This is a genomic window from Thermogemmatispora aurantia (assembly GCF_008974285.1).
In the GTDB taxonomy this organism is placed as follows: Bacteria; Chloroflexota; Ktedonobacteria; order Ktedonobacterales; family Ktedonobacteraceae; genus Thermogemmatispora; species Thermogemmatispora aurantia.
This window is the reverse complement of record NZ_BKZV01000003.1, coordinates 196,253-213,373: the sequence shown is the minus strand read 5'-3', so window position 1 is coordinate 213,373 and position 17,121 is coordinate 196,253. Positions and strand designations below refer to the sequence as shown.

Annotated in this window: 16 protein-coding genes and 1 pseudogene; 7 read left to right on the top strand and 10 right to left on the bottom strand. The window is 63.7% G+C overall.

Going from position 1 to position 17,121, the window contains the following annotated elements:
• Nucleotides 1–85 precede the first annotated feature (85 nt).
• Nucleotides 86–976: a hypothetical protein gene (locus KTAU_RS10600; protein ID WP_151728365.1), complete on the top strand. Its 891-nt coding sequence runs from the start codon at nt 86–88 to the stop codon at nt 974–976.
• 142 nt (nt 977–1,118) lie between these two features.
• Here KTAU_RS10600 and KTAU_RS10595 read toward each other — a convergent pair whose 3' ends face one another.
• On the bottom strand, nt 1,119–1,979 hold the full coding sequence (locus KTAU_RS10595; RefSeq protein ID WP_151728364.1) for a 3-hydroxyacyl-CoA dehydrogenase family protein: 861 nt from the start codon (nt 1,977–1,979) through the stop codon (nt 1,119–1,121).
• Nucleotides 1,980–2,287: 308 nt separating this feature from the next.
• On the opposite strand from KTAU_RS10595, the gene KTAU_RS10590 reads away from it, so the two are divergent.
• The 5 genes from KTAU_RS10590 to KTAU_RS10570 all read left to right on the top strand — a co-directional run bounded on the left by KTAU_RS10590 (nt 2,288) and on the right by KTAU_RS10570 (nt 7,483).
• Nucleotides 2,288–3,649, top strand: a complete 1,362-nt coding sequence (locus KTAU_RS10590; RefSeq protein WP_151728363.1) for a flavin-containing monooxygenase — start codon at nt 2,288–2,290, stop codon at nt 3,647–3,649.
• A gap of 39 nt (nt 3,650–3,688) precedes the next feature.
• On the top strand, nt 3,689–4,507 hold the full coding sequence (locus tag KTAU_RS10585; protein WP_151728362.1) for an SDR family NAD(P)-dependent oxidoreductase: 819 nt from the start codon (nt 3,689–3,691) through the stop codon (nt 4,505–4,507).
• On the top strand, nt 4,507–5,100 hold the full coding sequence (locus tag KTAU_RS10580) for a TetR/AcrR family transcriptional regulator (RefSeq protein ID WP_151728361.1): 594 nt from the start codon (nt 4,507–4,509) through the stop codon (nt 5,098–5,100). The genes KTAU_RS10585 and KTAU_RS10580 overlap by 1 nt, the downstream gene beginning before the upstream one ends.
• 158 nt (nt 5,101–5,258) lie before the next feature.
• Nucleotides 5,259–6,056 carry an alpha/beta fold hydrolase gene (locus tag KTAU_RS10575; protein WP_151728360.1) on the top strand — a complete coding sequence of 266 codons (798 nt, stop codon included), beginning with the start codon at nt 5,259–5,261 and terminating at the stop codon, nt 6,054–6,056.
• 53 nt (nt 6,057–6,109) lie between these two features.
• Nucleotides 6,110–7,483 carry a cytochrome P450 gene (locus KTAU_RS10570; protein ID WP_151728359.1) on the top strand — a complete coding sequence of 458 codons (1,374 nt, stop codon included), beginning with the start codon at nt 6,110–6,112 and terminating at the stop codon, nt 7,481–7,483.
• 251 nt (nt 7,484–7,734) lie between these two features.
• On the opposite strand, the gene KTAU_RS10565 is transcribed toward KTAU_RS10570, so the two are convergent.
• The 9 genes and pseudogenes from KTAU_RS10565 to KTAU_RS10530 all read right to left on the bottom strand — a co-directional run bounded on the left by KTAU_RS10565 (nt 7,735) and on the right by KTAU_RS10530 (nt 15,199).
• Nucleotides 7,735–8,631 (bottom strand): alpha/beta fold hydrolase, encoded by an 897-nt coding sequence (locus tag KTAU_RS10565; RefSeq protein WP_170293213.1) that lies wholly within the window; start codon nt 8,629–8,631, stop codon nt 7,735–7,737.
• Nucleotides 8,600–9,325, bottom strand: a complete 726-nt coding sequence (locus KTAU_RS10560; RefSeq protein ID WP_151728357.1) for an HIT family protein — start codon at nt 9,323–9,325, stop codon at nt 8,600–8,602. The genes KTAU_RS10565 and KTAU_RS10560 overlap by 32 nt, the downstream gene beginning before the upstream one ends.
• 188 nt (nt 9,326–9,513) lie before the next feature.
• Nucleotides 9,514–9,990, bottom strand: coding sequence for a flavin reductase family protein (locus tag KTAU_RS10555; protein ID WP_151728356.1), 477 nt, complete (start codon nt 9,988–9,990; stop codon nt 9,514–9,516).
• Between the two features lie 61 nt (nt 9,991–10,051).
• On the bottom strand, nt 10,052–10,552 hold the full coding sequence (locus KTAU_RS10550) for a YbaK/EbsC family protein (protein ID WP_151728355.1): 501 nt from the start codon (nt 10,550–10,552) through the stop codon (nt 10,052–10,054).
• Nucleotides 10,553–10,615: 63 nt separating this feature from the next.
• Complete coding sequence (locus KTAU_RS10545; protein ID WP_112426455.1) at nt 10,616–11,902, bottom strand: adenylosuccinate synthase; 1,287 nt, start codon at nt 11,900–11,902, stop codon at nt 10,616–10,618.
• Between the two features lie 392 nt (nt 11,903–12,294).
• Complete coding sequence (locus KTAU_RS10540; protein ID WP_151728354.1) at nt 12,295–13,368, bottom strand: hypothetical protein; 1,074 nt, start codon at nt 13,366–13,368, stop codon at nt 12,295–12,297.
• A gap of 201 nt (nt 13,369–13,569) precedes the next feature.
• Nucleotides 13,570–13,647, bottom strand: a pseudogene (locus KTAU_RS22360) (zinc-ribbon domain-containing protein); the annotation flags it as partial.
• A gap of 166 nt (nt 13,648–13,813) precedes the next feature.
• Complete coding sequence (locus KTAU_RS10535; RefSeq protein WP_151728353.1) at nt 13,814–14,401, bottom strand: M67 family metallopeptidase; 588 nt, start codon at nt 14,399–14,401, stop codon at nt 13,814–13,816.
• A 108-nt stretch (nt 14,402–14,509) separates the two neighbouring features.
• The gene (locus tag KTAU_RS10530) at nt 14,510–15,199 is read right to left on the bottom strand and encodes an HAD family hydrolase (RefSeq protein WP_170293212.1); all 690 of its coding nucleotides are present in this window, start codon (nt 15,197–15,199) and stop codon (nt 14,510–14,512) included.
• 504 nt (nt 15,200–15,703) lie between these two features.
• Here KTAU_RS10530 and KTAU_RS10525 point away from each other — a divergent pair.
• On the top strand, nt 15,704–17,065 hold the full coding sequence (locus KTAU_RS10525; protein WP_228026400.1) for an ATP-grasp domain-containing protein: 1,362 nt from the start codon (nt 15,704–15,706) through the stop codon (nt 17,063–17,065).
• The last annotated feature ends 56 nt before the right edge of the window (nt 17,066–17,121 follow it).

Here is a 17,121-nt window from a genome sequence, read left to right as displayed (position 1 = left end):
GCACATGCCGCCGAATTGACAATCGCAGCCACTCCCCCTATACTTGTCTGCAGGCTCACCCAGGAAGAACAAAAGGGACGTGGCTATGTCGTTCACCGAAGATGAACTGCAATCCTTCAACACCATACTCGAACGCCGCCTTACCACCCACCGCCAGGAGATGGAGCGGAGCTTCGAGCAGCGCCTCAGCACCCTGAGCCGCGATTTTGAGCAGCGCCTGAACCAGCTTCAACAGGAGCTGCTTCGCAGCCTGACCCACAAACTCAACGACCAGCAGAACGAACTCAACATCGCCCTCAGCCAGAAGCTCGGCACCCAGCAGACACGCCTGGTACAAGCCCTGGGACACGAAGTCGAGCAACGCCAGCAGCAGCAACAACAACAGATCGAGAGCGCCCTTGACCGTCTACTGGCCGCCCAACTGATGGGCATCGAGCAACTCCTCAACCAGCTGCTGAGCCAGCATGCTTCCCCTCCCAGCCCTGGCGAGAGCGCAGCCAGCGGCCCCTCCGCCACTCACCCCAGCGGAGAAGAGCCAGCCCCATCCCCCTCACCCGAATCCGAAGCCATCGAAGTACAAGCCGAACTCTCCTGGGACGATCTGATGGAGGCCATCGGCAGGGCCCTCGACGAACGCCTGGAGCGCCTCTACAGTGCCCTGCGCGAGCTGGCCAGGAACTGGGAGCAACACCTGACTGTCCAGCGCAGCAGCACCAGCAGCGCGGTCGAACCCTACCACGGCAGCCAGACCACCTTCCAGCAGGTCTTCCAAAGCATCGAACGGCTGGAGCAGCTCGTCGAATCCCTCCAGGTCGCCATGACCGCCAACCACGCGCTGCTCTCGAACCGCCTCTACCATCACCAGCACCTCCCCCTGGAGCGCGCGCATCCGAGCAGCCATCAGTCCCATCACCCCGGCTCCCCCCCAGGATCAGAGCCACACGTCTCCCTGGCCGAAGAGTCGGAAGAGGACTGAGTCAGGAACTCGCCATCGCCCACCCAACCCGTGCCCCACCACTGCGACCGCCAGCAGCCAGCAACAGTGGCCAGCTTGTGAGCAGCTGGCCACCTGCCCTGGCCTCAACCCCGACCCGCCAACAGCACAGCAAGGAAGGAGGTCAGGAATACTCATAGAAGCCACGACCGCTCTTGCGGCCCAGCAGTCCCGCCGCCACCATACGGCGCAACAACGGAGGCGGCGCATAGAGTGGCTCCTTATACTCCTCATAGATCGCCTCCGCCGCCCACAACGTCGTATCCAGCCCGACATAATCCAACAGCGTAAACGGCCCCATCGGATAGCCACAGCCCAGCTTCATCGCCGTATCAATGTCATCGCGCGAAGCCATACCATTCTCCAGCATGCGGATAGCCGAGAGCAAATAAGGAATGAGCAAGAAATTCACAATGAAACCGGCGGTATCCTTGGCCAGCACCGGCGTCTTACCCAACGACTCCGCAAAGCGGCGCACCGTCTCGATCGTCTCCTCCGAAGCCGTAATCGGCCTAACGATCTCGACCAGCTTCATCACCGGCGCAGGATTAAAGAAATGCAAACCACAGACCTGCTGCGGGCGCCGCGTCACCGCCGCCATCTGCGTCACACTCAGAGAAGACGTATTCGAAACAATCAGCGCCTCCGGCTTGAGCAAACGGTCCAACGCTGTGAAGAGCCGCAGCTTCTCCTCCATACGCTCGACAACAGCCTCGATCACCAGATCGCAACTGGCCAGCTCCTCCAAAGCAACCGTACCACGCAAGCGCTGACGATACTCCTCGGCCTGCTCACGAGACACCCTTCCCTTGCTCACCAACATCTCCCAGGCCTCATAGATGCGCTGGAGACCCTTGTGCAGCAGCTCCTCACTGACCTCACGCACCACCACCTCATAGCCAGCCTGCACACAGGTCTGGGCAATCCCACTGCCCATCAGGCCACAGCCAACGACACCAACACTGCGAATCGCGGTCACTGCCATGAACGCATTCCTCCTCTCAGACAAGAAAGCAACACACATTGCCAGCCAGCCAACCACTGCTGGACCGGCGGCGCGCTCAGTCGGCGTCACCTCACCTACTATAGCATCCGGCCCTGGTCCCGAGACAAGGCCCCATTCTTCTTGACTTTTGGTCAAATTTGAACTATATTCAATATTGGGCAGGGCACCAGCGGGCCAGAGCGTCAAGCGCTCCAGGGTCAGTCGGGAGTCCAGCGTTTGGCCCGGGCCGGTCAAGGGGTTGACCGGCACCGACGCAGCAAGCCGTCACCACCAAAGGAGGAACACGCATGGCATCGGCATCGCGCTACTGCATCATCGGCGCCGGCTACTCAGGTTTGGGCATTGCCCACGCCTTTCAGGAGGCCGGCATTGCCTTCGACATCTTTGAGAAGAACGACGACGTCGGCGGCAACTGGCTCAACGGCGTCTACGATGCAACGCACATCATCTCCTCACGCAACAGCACCGGCTACGAAGAGTACCCCATGCCGGCCAGCTATCCTGACTTTCCCAGTCGGCAGCAAGTTCTTGACTACCTGCGCTCCTACGCTGACCACTACGGGCTGCGACGCTACATCCAATTTGGGCGCCGCGTGGAGCGCATCGAGCCACTCGACCCGCGTGGCCTCAGTGGCTGGCGCGTCACCCTGGACGACGGGCGCAGCCTGGAATATCGTGGCGTCATTGTCGCCAACGGCCACCACTGGGATCGGCGCTACCCCCACTATCCAGGAAGCTTCAGCGGCAAGACCCTGCACTCCAAGGACTACAAAAACGCCGACGACTTCGAGGGGGAGCGAGTCCTCGTCGTCGGAGCCGGCAACTCTGGCTGTGACATCGCCGTCGAAGCAGCCCTCAGCAAGCGCATCAAAGAAGTGGCCATCTCGATGCGCCGCGGCTACTACTTCCTGCCCAAAACGATCGCCGGCATCCCCGTAGCCGAGATGGAGATGCCCTGGATGCCGCTCTGGCTCCAGAAGCTCATCATCAAGGCCGCCCTGGCGCTCATTGTCGGCCCCAACTCACGCTATGGGCTACCCAAACCGGATCACGATCTCTTCGACCGCCATCCCATTGTCAACTCCCAGTTGCTCTACTTCATCCGCCACGGCCTCATCAGCCCAAAGCCAGACATCGCCCGTCTGGACGGCAGGCGGGTCCATTTTGTCGACGGCAGCAGCCAGGAGTTCGACACCCTCGTCTGGGCAACCGGCTTCAACGTCTCCTTCCCCTTCCTCGACCACCAGCTCTTCTCCTGGGAGCACGGCTATCCCCGTCTGGTGGCCCACCTGATGGTCCCGGACCTGGCTAACCTCTACATCTTCGGTCTGCTCCAGCCGCGTGGCGGAGCCGGCCCACTCATCAGCCGTGGCGCTCGCCTGCTGGTTGACCTGGTCCAATGCCAGGAGCGGCTGGACGCCCCCATCGCCAATCTCATAGCCCGCTGGGAGCCACCTTCAGCGCGCTATCTCGTCGGTGTCCAGGAGACCATGCGTTCCATTGAGCGCCTGCGCCGTCGTCTCCAGGGTCTGACTCCACGGCGCAGTCAACCGGGGGGCATCAGCCGCGACCGAAACCTGCCGCAGCCCACACCGGAAGGCACTCCTGGCTATGCCGTACCCGCCGCCGGCCCCACCGGCCAGTCCTGAGACGGCTGGGCAAGCAGCACGAAGGGAGGAAGATCACCTATGCAAAGTCGCCAGCGTGGTCCCTTGGCTGGCAAGCGGGTCCTGGTCACCGGAGCCGCGGGGGCGATCGGCAGCGCTACCTGTGCCGAGCTGCGCCGACGGGGAGCGTGCGTTGTTGGTCTGGACCGGCGTGGAGGTGAGGGCATCATTCAGGCCGACGTCACCAGCAGCGAAGCCGTCGAGCGTGCTGTCGCCCAAGCCCTCAACGAGCTAGGCGGGCTGGACATTCTGATTAATCTCGCCGGTATCGGCCTCCCCCAGGACGCCGGTACCCCACCGGGTGAGGACGTTGCCCTCACCCTGGAGGTCAATCTGCTTGGCCCCTGGACGGTGACCGCCTATGCCCTGCCGGCCTTGCTCGCCTCGCGCGGGCGTGTCATCAATGTGGCCTCCGGCCTGGCTTTTGCCACGGTCCCCTTTGCCTCAGCCTATGCCGCCAGCAAGCGTGCTCTGGCAGCCTGGTCGGATGCCCTGCGCATGGAATACGGCAGCCAGATCGGCGTCACCACCGTCTACCCGGGCTACATCCGCACACCAATCCACGCTGCTGCCGAGGCCGCCGGCCTTTCACTGGCCGACCTGGTGCGCGAGGAGCCGCTGGAGGCCGTCGTGCGTACCCTGGTGCGCTGCTGCGGTGGGCGCGTGCGCCGCGACGTCGCCACCACGCGCCTGGGCGCTCTGGAGATTGGCCTGGCGCGCCATCTACCTGCCCTCGTCGATCTCGTGATTCTGCTACGCCTGCGCCGCCTGGCACGCGCCCACCGCTACGACCGCTCGCCACTGGCTCGGCGCATGATCAAGCGCTGGGGGATCACCTGATGCTTCACAAGCAGAAACGCAAGACACGTCGCGAGCGGCTCATCGAGGTCGGCCTGGATCTCTTTAGCAGGCACTCCTACGACGAGGTGGCCATCGACGATATCGCCGCCGCCGCCAACATTTCCAAGGGCCTGCTCTATTACTACTTTCCGACCAAACATGACTTCTACCTGGCCGTACTCCGACACAGCACCAGTCAACTGTTGGAGCTGACCGAGCCGGATACCTCCCTGGAGCCGCTGGAGCGCCTGCGCGTCGGCTTGCTGGCCTACTTCACCTTTGCAGAGATGCATGCGCGCACCTACGTCGCCCTGCTGCGTGGCGGCGTGGGCGTCGACCCAGAGGTTGCGGCCATTCTCAACCACGTTCGGCAAACCTACGTTGAGCGCGTCCTGCAGGGCCTGCCGGAGAGTGAGCGCCAGCTGCCCGCGCTGCGCCTGGCCATCACTGGCTGGGTCGGCTTCGTCGAAGCCCTCAGCCTCGCCTGGCTGGAGGAGCACCAGCTGAGCAAGGAGCAGCTCGCCGAGCTAGCGATTCGCACCCTGCTGGCCACCATCACCAGCTTGCATGAGCAAGGCAGCTCTTCGCGCTGAACAGAGGGAGGCGGGGTGGGTGAACGGGCGCCATACTCTCCTCGCCGCGCGTGGCGCGTGAAGACCCTGCCCTCGCTCCCAAAAACTCAGGCACAGGCAACTGCGCAACTCTTTGGCTTGTTTGGGCTTGCTTGAATCACAGAGGAGGAAAACGGGCAATGGCCGCCTTTCAGACACACAGCCAGGTCGTCACCGTTGATGGCACCCCGGTGCGCTACGAGTACGCCGGCGAGGGCGAGCCGGTGGTCTTTGTGCATGGTCTCTCCGGATCCACCAAATGGTGGGCCAGAAATATTCCTGCCATCGCCCAACACTATCGCGTCTACCTGGTCGACCTGCCCGGCTTCGGCGCCATGCGGCGCTTTCGTCGCCAGTTCCACCTGCTGCGCGCCCCCCACTGGCTGGATCGCCTCTGCCAGGCCTTGGGCCTGGAGACTTTCTCTCTGGTCGGCCACTCAATGGGAGGCTATGTCTCTCTGGCTCTGGCCGTCCAGCGTCCCGAGCAAGTGAAGCGTCTGGTGCTGGTGGCCTCCATCGGCATCCCCTTCGAGCGCTCGGTAGCGCAGCTCCTCTGGCCCACTGCTCTGGCCCTGGCGCGCACAACGCCGGCCTTCTGGCCAACCCTGCTCTACGACGGTGTCCGGGCCGGCACCCCGATGATCTTGCGCGCCGCTCATCAGATCGTGGCTCTGGACGCCCGCCCACTTCTGCCGACGGTCCGCACGCCAACGCTGCTCATCTGGGGGGCCAAAGACGACCTGGTCCCGCTCAGCTTCGGGCGCCAGCTCCACGCTGCCATCCCGCAGGCTCGTCTCTACCTGATCGAGCACGCCAACCACATCTGTATGTATGACCAACCACAGCTGTTCAACGAGGCCCTGCTGGCCTTCCTGCAGGGCCAGCAGGTCGGCGAGCTGGCCACCGCGCCCGCGACCTCGCAGTCGTCGCCTTGTTGATCTGGCTCCAGGCCGCCACGCCGTCTCTCTCTGGGAAAGGGGAATCGCTACCTATGGTGCAAGCACAAGTGCTTGAGACGCCGACGAGACGCCAGCCGGCCAGTCCAAATCTCATCGAGATCCTGGCCCTGCTCTCGCGGCGCAATCTGCCGATGACGTTTCTGCGCCTCGCGCGCAAGTATGGCGATGTGGTCCACGTGAAGGGGGGCCCGCTGGAGATCTTCCTCCTGAGTCACCCGGAAGATATTCGCGAGGTGCTGGTTGTCCAGCACGCCAATTTCCATAAAGGACAAGGGGTCCAGATGACCAGCCGCATGCTCGGCCAGGGCCTGCTGACCAGCGAGGGCGACTTTCACAAGCGACAGCGCAAGCTGATTCAGCCAGCCTTCCACCGCCAGCGCATCGCTGCCTATGCCACCACGATGGTCGAGGAGGCCTCTCGCCTGGCCCAGTCCTGGCAGGACGGCGCGGTCGTCGATATGGCTGAGGAGATGATGCGCCTGACATTGGTCATCGCCGGCAAGACGCTCTTCAATGTCGACGTGGAGCGCGAGGCCAGCACGGTGAGCCAGGCTATGGCCGTGGCGATGGAAGCCTTTATCAAGATCGGCCTCTCTCCCTGGGCAGAGCAGCTGGAACGCTTGCCGTTGCCGATCCGTCGCCGCTTCTACCGCGCCCGCGACGAGATGGACCGCGTCATCTACCGCATTATTGAAGAGCACCGCCGCAGCGGGCGCGATCAGGGCGACTTGCTCTCCTGGCTGCTGCTGGCCCACGACGAGGAGGGGGCTATGAGCGACGAGCAGCTGCGCGACGAGATGACGACGCTGCTGCTGGCTGGCCATGAGACAACGGCCAATGCCCTGGCCTGGACCTGGTACCTGCTCGCTCAGCATCCCGAGGTGGCTAAGCGTCTGCGCCAGGAGGTGGTGCAGGTTCTTGGCGATCGCCTGCCCACCGCCGACGATTTCTCTCGCCTCAGCTACACCGAGCAGGTGCTGGCCGAAGCAATGCGCCTCTTTCCACCAGCCTGGAGCATCGATCGCACGGCCATCCGCGACTGCGACATCCGCGGCCTGACCATCCCCTCGGGGGCCCGCATCATCATGAGCCAGTACGTCGTTCACCATGATCCGCGCTTCTACCCGGAGCCAGATCGCTTCTTACCGGAGCGCTGGACGCCAGAGGCGAGGGCCGCCCGCCCGAAGTTCGCTTACTTCCCCTTTGGCGGCGGCCCTCGCCTCTGCATCGGGGAACCGTTCGCCTGGATGGAAGGCGTACTCGTCCTGGCCACATTGGTCCGCTCGTGGGAGGCTGAATTGGTGCCTGGACAACGCATCGAACCGGAGGCGGCTGTGACACTCCGCCCGCGCTACGGAATCCGTATGCGCCTGCACCAGCTCCAGCGCGCTGCGGCCCTGGTTTGACCAGGGTGGAGGCCGGGAAGGCCGGAGGGAGATCTCGCTCCGCTCCAGCCGCTCAGTAGATTGAATCCGCAGGCTGGACTCTCCTTTTCTCCCCTAACTTCAACGTCCTCCATCCGCTGGTCTTGGCTGGCCTTGGCTGGCCTGACCTTGCCCTTACCATTCCACCCCCACCCCGCTCGCAGCGCAGTCCGCAAAGGAACTGCCAGGGGTGGGGGCCTCTTCACTTCGTCCCCCCTTGTCCCACCCTGCCACTATAGCCCAGGCTGGCTTCCCTCAGCTCCCCCCAGAAAGGCCCGGATCGCCTGAGCCGGCCCCGGCTCGGTACCAAAAATGATGGTATAGTGGTTGAGCGTCGGGAACTCGACGAGCTGCGCCTGCGGAATATGGGCCACCAGCTCACGGGCCGCCTCTCGGGAAAGCAGCTGATCATCTGGGGCAAACATGCCAGCCCCCGCTCGCAGAACCAGCGTCGGCGCCTGAACACGCTCCCACTGCTCAGCTGGACGCGCCTCATCCGCTCTCCGTCCCTCTTCCAGCACCCCCTCCCGATAGACACGCGAGCGCACGCTCCCATCTGGAAGACGCTCGATATCATGCTCCAGATAGCGGTCAAGATAGGCATTCCACCAGGGCCCCAGAAAGGGCAGGCGCTGCAGACGCTGGCGATACTCCTCGAAGGAGGCCACCGGCGTACCTAAGCGCGCAATGGAGGCGCTCAGCCAGGCTGGCTGCTCCTCGGGTGTACGCCAGGGCAAAGGCGCCCCGGCATCAACAAGGACGAGCTTGCTAACACGCTCCGGACGCCAGGCAGCATAGAAGAGTGCTATCAAGGCCCCAAGGGAGTGTCCCAGCAGCGCCACGCGCTCCAGCCCCAGAGCCGTCAGCAATTGGTCCAGGTCAGCGGCATGGATCGGCACACTGTAACCCTGGGCCGGACGCTCGCTTCGGCCCCGCCCACGTAGGTCATAGGCAATGACACGATAGTCCGTGGCCAGAGCATCGGCAAAGGCCTGGAAACAGAAGGCATTGGCCGTCAACCCATGCAGACAGACAACGGGCGGCCCCGCCTCCCCCCACTGCACGACGTGGAGACGCAGCTCGCCCACAGCCACAAGTTCATCCCGCACGGCTTCGATCAGTGTAGGCATGTGTCTTCTCCTCCCGACAGAATTGCTCCCACTTGCGTGCTGTGGCCGCCGGCCACCCGGCCCCTGCCCGCAGGCGCACTTCCTTGCGCTGCCAGCCCTGCCGCTGCTGCTCGGGGCTAAGGCTCTTCCAGAACACCTCGTAGATGACCTCGCGGTAGCTGCGCGGATCAGGAGGGAAGAGCAACGCCTGCTGGCTGTCTTCCAGATAGAAGTAATGGCCTCGCTGACGGTACCAGCGGCGGATGTCCTCCTGCTCCCGCACAGGGATGGCTTCCGCTGCGAGCCGCTCAAGGCGCTGCTGATAGCTGGCAACGCCGAAGGGAATGCAATGCAGATGCGCATGAAAAACAGTCTGACCAAAGACACCGTGCTCCCAGAAGAGCAGGGGGGCATAGAAGCGGGCAGCAAAGCGGCTCACCAGACGCTTGAGAGCTTCTAGCTCCTCATCAAGGGCCGCTGGCACGGCGCCGTAGCAGGCATAATGTTCTTTCGGCAGGATCAGCAGATGACCCTCGACCAGCGGTGCATGGTCAGCGATGAGCAGGTAGGCCGGCGTCTCATGCAGAACAGTGGTCAGGGATGAACGATCGCAAAAGACACAGGGAAGACCGGGCTGCGCCTGGGGTCCAGGAACAGACCGGCCTTCACCAGAGAGGGGAACGCGGACCTGCTGGTCCGCATCCTGTGACGACATCAAACGGCTCCTTCTCTTCCTTGTCGTGGATAGGCCCCCAGCGGGAGCCTGCCGCACAGCACCTCGCCTCGCGGCCTTGCACCGGCCCTGTCCCCACAACAACAAGATAGGCTGCTTCTTTCCCGCCCCCACCAGCCTGGGCCGGCCTGACTGAGTGAGATCACGATGCGGAGGAAACAGACAGTCCCTCAGCCAGCGTGACGGAAACCGGTCTCGGCCATTGTCAGGGGGGACCCTTCACGCTGAACGCCGGCCTCTACTACCTCGGCCACGAGCACGGTTGAATCACCAGCGGGCACTGTATGCCGCACCTCGCAGGCGAGCCATCCCAGGGCCTCGTCCAGGATGGGGCAGCCTCCGGGCCCGTGATGGTAGGCTACTCCCTCCAGCTTGCGTGGATCGCGCAGCGCCGACTTGCCGAGCTTACCCGCCAGCTCACGCGCCCCCGACGGCAGAACGTTCACAACAAAGGCGCGACTGCGCAGGATCATCGGCAGCGAACGCGAATCGTTCTCTACTGAGACCGCCACCAGCGGTGGCTCAAAGGAGGCCTGCGTCAGCCAGTTGGCCGTGAAGGCGTTGACCTCTCCTCCATCGGCACAGGACACGGCATACAGACCGTAGGTAAACAAGCGCAAGACCTGTTTTTTTGCAGCCAGATCCATAGGGCCAGCGTGCTCCTTCCTCCTCTTCTCCTGGGTTACGTGCCTTCCGGCATCGGTCAAATCACAACTGCTGCTTGATGGCCACCACCCGGCCCCCTGTCATCGCCTGCAGCTCGGCAGGCGTCAGGGCAAAGAGCGCCGAGGGCGTACCGGCAGCCGCCCAGACACGCTCATAGTGCAGCAGATCTTCGTCGATGAAGGTCTCCAGCGGCTCCTTATGCCCCACTGGCGGCACCCCGCCAATGGCAAACCCCGTCCGCTCCTTAACAAAGTCGGCATCGGCCCGCTCGATCGGCTCGCCGACCAGCTCTCCCAACCGCCGTTCATCCACACGATTAGCTCCGCTGGCCTCTACAAGGATCGGACGCCCACTCTCCCGACCGCGGAAGACCAGCGACTTGACGATCTGCCCCAGGGCACAGCCCACAGCTCGCGCTGCCTCGCTGGCTGTGCGGGTCGAGGTGGGCAGCTCGATGACCTCGCATTGGAACCCTCCCGCGGTCAGCACCTCTTGTACACGACGCGCCGCCGGACTGAGATGCGCAAACTGCTCTGCGGACATTGCTCCTCTGTCCTCCTTTTCTGCTGGCGAGGAAGAGGCAACCTCGCCCTCTTGTCTTCCTTGCTAGGCCAGCACATCCTGAAGCTGGATGGTCCGCCCTCGCTGAGGGCTGACCGAGATCATGGCAATCGGCGTCTCCAGCAGCTCCTCCAGACGCCTCAGGTAATGCTTGGCCGCAGGCGGCAGGTCATCATAGTCGCTGATGCCGCTGGTGCTGCACTGCCAGCCCTCGACCTCCTCATAGACTGGCTCACAGGCCGCCAGGTCGTTGAGGTTGGCCGGCAGGCTGTGGATGGTCTTTCCATAGAGACGATAGGCGGTGCAGATCTTAATTGTGGGAAAGGTGTCCAGGACATCCAGCTTGGTAATGACCATCGCGTCAAGGCCGTTCAGCTGGGCGACGAAACGCCCGGCCACTGCATCGAACCAGCCACAGCGCCGCGGTCGACCCGTGTTGGTCCCATATTCGTGGCCACGGCGCCGCATCTCTTCCCCTACGTCATCGAACAGCTCGGTCGGCATGGGCCCGCTGCCTACGCGCGTGATGTAAGCTTTGTACACGCCAATGACACGATCGATCGAACGGGGAGGCAACCCCGCCCCACTGGCTGCGTTGGCCGCCAGCGTCGAGGAGGCCGTGACAAAGGGATAAGTGCCAAAGTCGATGTCAAGCAACGCCCCCTGCGCTCCCTCCAACAGGATGGTTTTCCGCTCAAACAGGGCCTCGTGGAGCATTGCCTGCGTGTCTGCGATATAGGGGCGCAGCCGCTGGCCGTAGCGGAAGTACTCGCCGTGGATCTCCTCCAGTGAGAGCGGGGGCTGACCATAGATCTGCGTGATCATGCGATTCTTCTGCTGCAGGATCGTTGCCAGTTTGCTTCGGAAGGTATCCACATCGAGCAAGTCGGCAATGCGAATGCCGCTGCGGGCATGCTTGTCGACATAGGCCGGGGAGATTCCGCGCTGGGTACTGCCGATCTTCTCTTCGCCCCGTGCCTCCTCCTCTAGCCGGTCGAGCAGGAAGTGATAGGGCATCACCACATGGGCGCGCTCACTGATATAGAGGCGCGAGATATCAACCCCTTGCCGCTCCAGCTCTTCCATCTCCTCCAGTAGACCTCGCGGGTCAACGACGACGCCGTTGCCGATGATACAGGAGGTCTGCGGATAGAGTATCCCCGAGGGAATGAGACGGAAGACGAACTCTCCCTTCTCATGGACAACGCGATGACCCGCGTTGCTCCCCCCCTGATAGCGAACCACGAAGTGCGCCCGCGCCGCCAGCTCATCGACAATCTTCCCTTTTCCCTCATCCCCCCACTGGGCGCCAATAACTGCAACTACCGCCATAGCACTGCTCTTCCTCTTCTTCTGCTTCCTGATTGCTCTCTCAAGCTCTCCCTTATCCAGGATACCACCCTCGCCCATCTTTCTCAACGTTACATTGCAGGTCGCCTGGAGCGTCCCCCGAACCAACCAACCCTCCCCTCCGCTGGCCCTCCCCCACCTTTCCTCTCTCGCCCGCCCGCCTGGCTGCCTACCTCACGCTCCCCAGCCAGCGAGAAGCCCCTGACGTGAGCACCAGGCTCATCGCGGGGCTGTCCCTGCAGAGTGCACGGTCTCCTTCCTGCCGGCGAGCCTCGCGTATGGCCCAAGCAACACCTTGCTCCACGACCGCTCGCCCGGCCCCACTTGGCCAGCTCAGCTGGCTGGCTGAGTGGCTTCTCCTGGCAGCCTCCTGTTTAAACAAACTGGAAGGTCGCCAGCATAGTCGCAAAATACTGCGTATTCATTTGATCAAACTGATCACGTGGGGCCTGAATCTCGATCAGATAGGCCCTGCCCTGATAGACCGTGGCATATACCTGGATGTGATCCTGGCTCTGCTGCTGATAATCAGCGGAGGCCGCGCGCCAGGTGGTCCCGCCGATCGTGGTGGTAGTCGTCGGGCTAACGTTGGTCGCTCCGGGCAACTGCGCGATCTCGTTGGCCACCAGCTGATCAGGCGTCTGGTTGGTCGCTCCCGGTACCTTGAAGGAGGCGGTAACCTCACTACTGGCGGGACTGGTAAAACGGATACCCGTGCCGTCGGGCGTCGAGCTTTGGCTCCAACCGCTCGGATACTGGGTAGTGAAGCCCTCGTTGACGCACTGATCACACCAGGCGAAGCCGGGATTGGGCGGCGGCGTCGGCGAAACCGCTGGCGAAGGGGTTGGGGTCGGGCTGGGCGTTGGACTGGGCGTCGGCGTTGGGCTGGGCGTTGGACTGGGCGTCGGACTCGCCGCCGTTGTAGCCGTCGCTGTCGGCACCGCTGCCGTCTGCGAGCCCCCCCGCATCAAGACGAAGGCCCCCAGTAAAATCAGAAGGAAAAGCATCACTACGGCCCCCACTGCCGTCACGACTATCCAGGTGTTTCGCTGACCTGGACCACCACCTGGCTGCGGGCGGGGCGGGAAACCACCTCCGTAGGTTTGCCCCGGCACACCAGCCCCTGGGTAGGTGCCGGGGCCGGCAAAGCCGGTTTGCCCCGGCTGATACGGCGGCATGGTTGGCGGGTAGGGCGTGCCTGCCCCCGGGTAGGGCTGCTGCACCCCCGTGCCGTATGGCGCCCCCGCCGGCGCCTGATAGCCTGTTGGGTAGCCCGTGGCCGCCGCGGGAAATTCCGCCTGGGGCAGCTGACCTGGCTGCCCATAGCCGCCGGCACCGGCCATCCCCGCACCCGCCGCCGGCATGGCCTCTGTCGCATCCTGATAGAACTCTGTTCGCTGGCTCGGCGCCGGCGTCCGCGGCCCTCCTCCGAGCGCGCTGCTGGACATCGGCTCGGTCGCCCAGGGCGAAGGTGGGCCCGGCGTTGCGCTGCCCGCGCCTGGACCCCCTCCAGGCCCTGCCGGATAGGACCCGGGCGGCGGTGAGACCCCTCGGCTGTAACCCTGCAAGAGTCCGCTCCTCGACCCCGGTGGGGGGGGCGTCCCCGTCATCTGTGTCGGCTGCGCCGGCGACCCCGGGGACGTGAGCGCCGCACCACACTGCCCACAAAATGCCTCATCTGGCCCCACCTGGCTGCCGCACTGCGGACAGACACTGTATTGAGACATTGAGTCCGTAATCCTCCTGGGTAACGCTGTTAGTGCTGCCTGTTTGCTTATGAGCCAGCCTCTCGCGATTCCACCCTGAGTGTAGCAGATCTGCCAGGAATTTGCCAGATACTTCCCCTTTTGAGTGAGCGTATAGCTCCTCTCCCCCTGCCTGGCACCTGCTACGCTACTCCGCCGGTACAGACCGCTCAACCTCCGCAGGTTGGCAATCTGGCTCTAGTACCACAACCACCTGCCGCAGCCCCTCACGGGGATCGTGATAATAGGCAAGCAGCCGCTCAGTAAGCCAGCGGGCACAGGTCGCCTCGGCAACCAGGTCACCCGCAGCTGCCGCCGCCAGCGGCAGGCTCTCCGTGAATGGCCCACAGAGGATAAGCCAGACCCAGGGGATCTGCTGCTCCTTGTTGACACGCCGCATGGTCTCCCGGTCGGTGCCGCTGGCTCCATATGGCCCCCCCGGATGACTATGGTAGACCCCGATAATCTGACCAGGATAGGTCAGCTCCAGTTGCAGAACGTCCTCCGGCGCGAACTCGAAGGAGACTGGCGACTCGGCAACATTGGGCAGGGGATGCACGGCGACGATGCGCCAGTTCCCCCCGGCATCCCTTTCTCCTCGGAGCAGTCCGCAGGCTTCGATCTCCCGCCGGCCCCAGATATCGTGGAGCAGTGCGCGCTGCACCCCACGGGGGAGCACAACTTTGCCCCTTCCTCCATCTGCCCCAGACTGGGCCTTCCACGCTTCCTGCGACATTCCTTCCCTCCTCAGATGCTCCTGACAGCAATGCCCCCTACTGCTTGCAGATGATAAAGCACCGTCCCGCTACCTGACAAGCCTCTGCCCAGTTGTCACCGACACTGGCTAGTGATTGGGACCCGCTCGCAAGAAGTCAGCGGCTTCGTAGCAACGCAGCTCGCCAATGGCCTCAACGCTTCTATCAGCCTGATAGTGCCCCGGACGCTGTAGCCCCTCCTCAGCATGCCTCCCCTGGTGGACAAAGACAGTGGTCAGACGCTCCCCCAGCTGAGACTTGCAGGCAGCCAACAGGTCGAGCCGGTCGTCGATTGCTACGTAGTGCTCGCCCGGGTAGCGCTCCATAGTCTCCTCCAGGTGCCGCTCCTTATGGTCATAGATGAGGACACGTCCCCCCACGGCCTCGGCGAGGTGGCTGTTGACGATCTTTTCTGCCTGGAAGAGATGGTCGCCGTCAGAGACGATAACGGTCAGACCGAGGCGGCTCAGATGCTCCAGCGTCTCTCGCGCCTCGGGATAGAGGGCTGTGGCAAATGGGTACTGCTCGAAGAGGGCACAGGCGTGCTGGAAGGTCGCTTCCGGTAACTCCTGCCGGGGCGTCTGGGCCCGCAGTCGGGCCAGTGCCTGGGGAATGTCGACGACGCCACGCTCGTGGCGCACCGCTTCGTAGAGACTCCAGAAGCGCTCTGCCAAGGCCGCCCCAAGCACGGCGCGCAGTTCGCTCTCAAGCTCGGCTTTGACGTGGTCGTTGTTGAGCAGCGTATTATCGACATCGATCCAGAAGACGAGTGCAGGCATGCTTTCCTCCTTTGTCTGGCTCATAGACCCCGATCAAGACCTGGTCCCGACGACGCGCCGGCCCTCGCTCTCCTCTCTCCCCCCGCTTTCTGCGCCACCGCCAGCGACCGCCGACGCCCGGGAGCTATCTTCAGAACGACCAGGCTGGCACACTGGTTGCAGGCAGGGAGGGGACTCTGGCCTGGGCCTGGCCAAAGGCTCCCCCTGTTGCTCGCCGGTCTGGTGCGCTATAATGCCTGGGGACGGCAGATGATCAAAGCGCCGCCATCCCGCTCGCTCTTCTCCGCCCCTGCAGGCCCAACCTGACCGACCAGCAATGGACCAGTTCGGTCGGGTCCCGTCCCGTCGGTCCACATCTTGCGGACGGTCAGGGAAATACCTGCTTGCGCTTGCCTTCCCTGGCACGGCGGAAGCATACCCGGGCGGATTGAGCGCGGAGAAGCCATCTCTGCGTTTTTTACACGAGCGATCTGCTCCGTGTGTGAGAGATAGACAATGTGTGCTATGAACAGTCAGCAACCGCAGCGACCGTCATTACCTTCCTCACAGCCGATGGCTGAAGAGCGCCAGCGGGTCCTCCTCTTGATGACACCTGCTACTTACCGGGGAGGAGCATTCGTCAGCGCCGCTCGTCGTCTGGGGCTGGAGATCGTCGTCGGCCTGGACACGCCGCCGGGCCTGGCTTCCAGCCGTTCGCCCGAGATCCTGGCCCTGGACTTTAAAGCGCCTGAGGAGGCCGTCCAGCGCATCGTCTCCTTCGCTCGCGAGCACCCGCTGCAGGCTGTGCTCTCGGTCGATGATAGCGCCGTTGAGCTGGCAGCCCTGGCCAGTGCGGCTCTCGGCCTGCCTTGCAATGCTCCGGATGCCGCCGAGGCGGCACGCGATAAGTACCTGATGCGCCGGCGCATGGCCGCTGGCGGTGTGCCCTGCCCGGTCTTCCGGCACTTCCCGCTGACCGCTGATCCCGCAGCCATCGCCCACATCGTCAGCTACCCGTGCGTGCTCAAACCTCTGCGCCTCTCGGGCAGCCGCGGCGTCATTCGCGCCAATACCCCCGAGGAGTTTGTGGCTGCCTTTCTCCGCCTGAAGCGCATCGTCCTCGCCGAGGGCTTTGATGAAGGGTCTACGGGCTTCCTGGTCGAGGACTTCATTCCGGGCTTCGAGGTTGCCCTGGAGGGACTGTTGACCGCTGGGCAGTTGCAAGTTCTGGCCTTGTTCGATAAGCCCGACCCGCTCGATGGGCCGTTCTTCGAAGAAACCATCTACGTCACTCCTTCGCGGCTGCCTGCCGCTGTTCAGGAAGCTATCCGCTCCTGCGTCGAGCGAGCCGCGGCCTCCATCGGCCTGCGCGAAGGCCCGGTCCATGCCGAGCTACGCGTCAATGAGCAGGGGCCGTGGATGTTAGAGATCGCTGGGCGCTCGATAGGAGGACTGTGCTCGACGATTCTGGAGTTCGGGGCAGGAATGTGCCTGGAGGAGCTGATCTTGCGGCACGCTCTGGGAAGAGAGCTGCCCTCGCTGGAGCGCCGCCCGGAGGCCGCCGGAGTCATGATGATCCCTATCCCCCAGGCTGGCATACTCAAGGGCGTATCGGGGATCGAGGAGGCCAAACAGGTCCCCCTCATTACAGGCGTTGAGATCACCGCACCGCTGCACAATCCACTGGTACCACTGCCGGAAGGCGCCAGTTACCTGGGCTTCATCTTCGCCCGGGGAGAGTCACCTGCAGCAGTCGAGGAGGCCCTGCGCTCTGCCCATCGCTGCCTGCGCTTCGACATTCGCCGTGAGCTGCCCGTGCTCAACGCCGTCCTGACGCCCCCCCTGCCGCCGACGTCCTCTGAGCGCGCCTACCCCCACCGGGGCTAGCCTCCGTCTGGTCTGGACTGGGCCGAGACGGGCGCGCTCCTCTGCGGCCCTCTCCA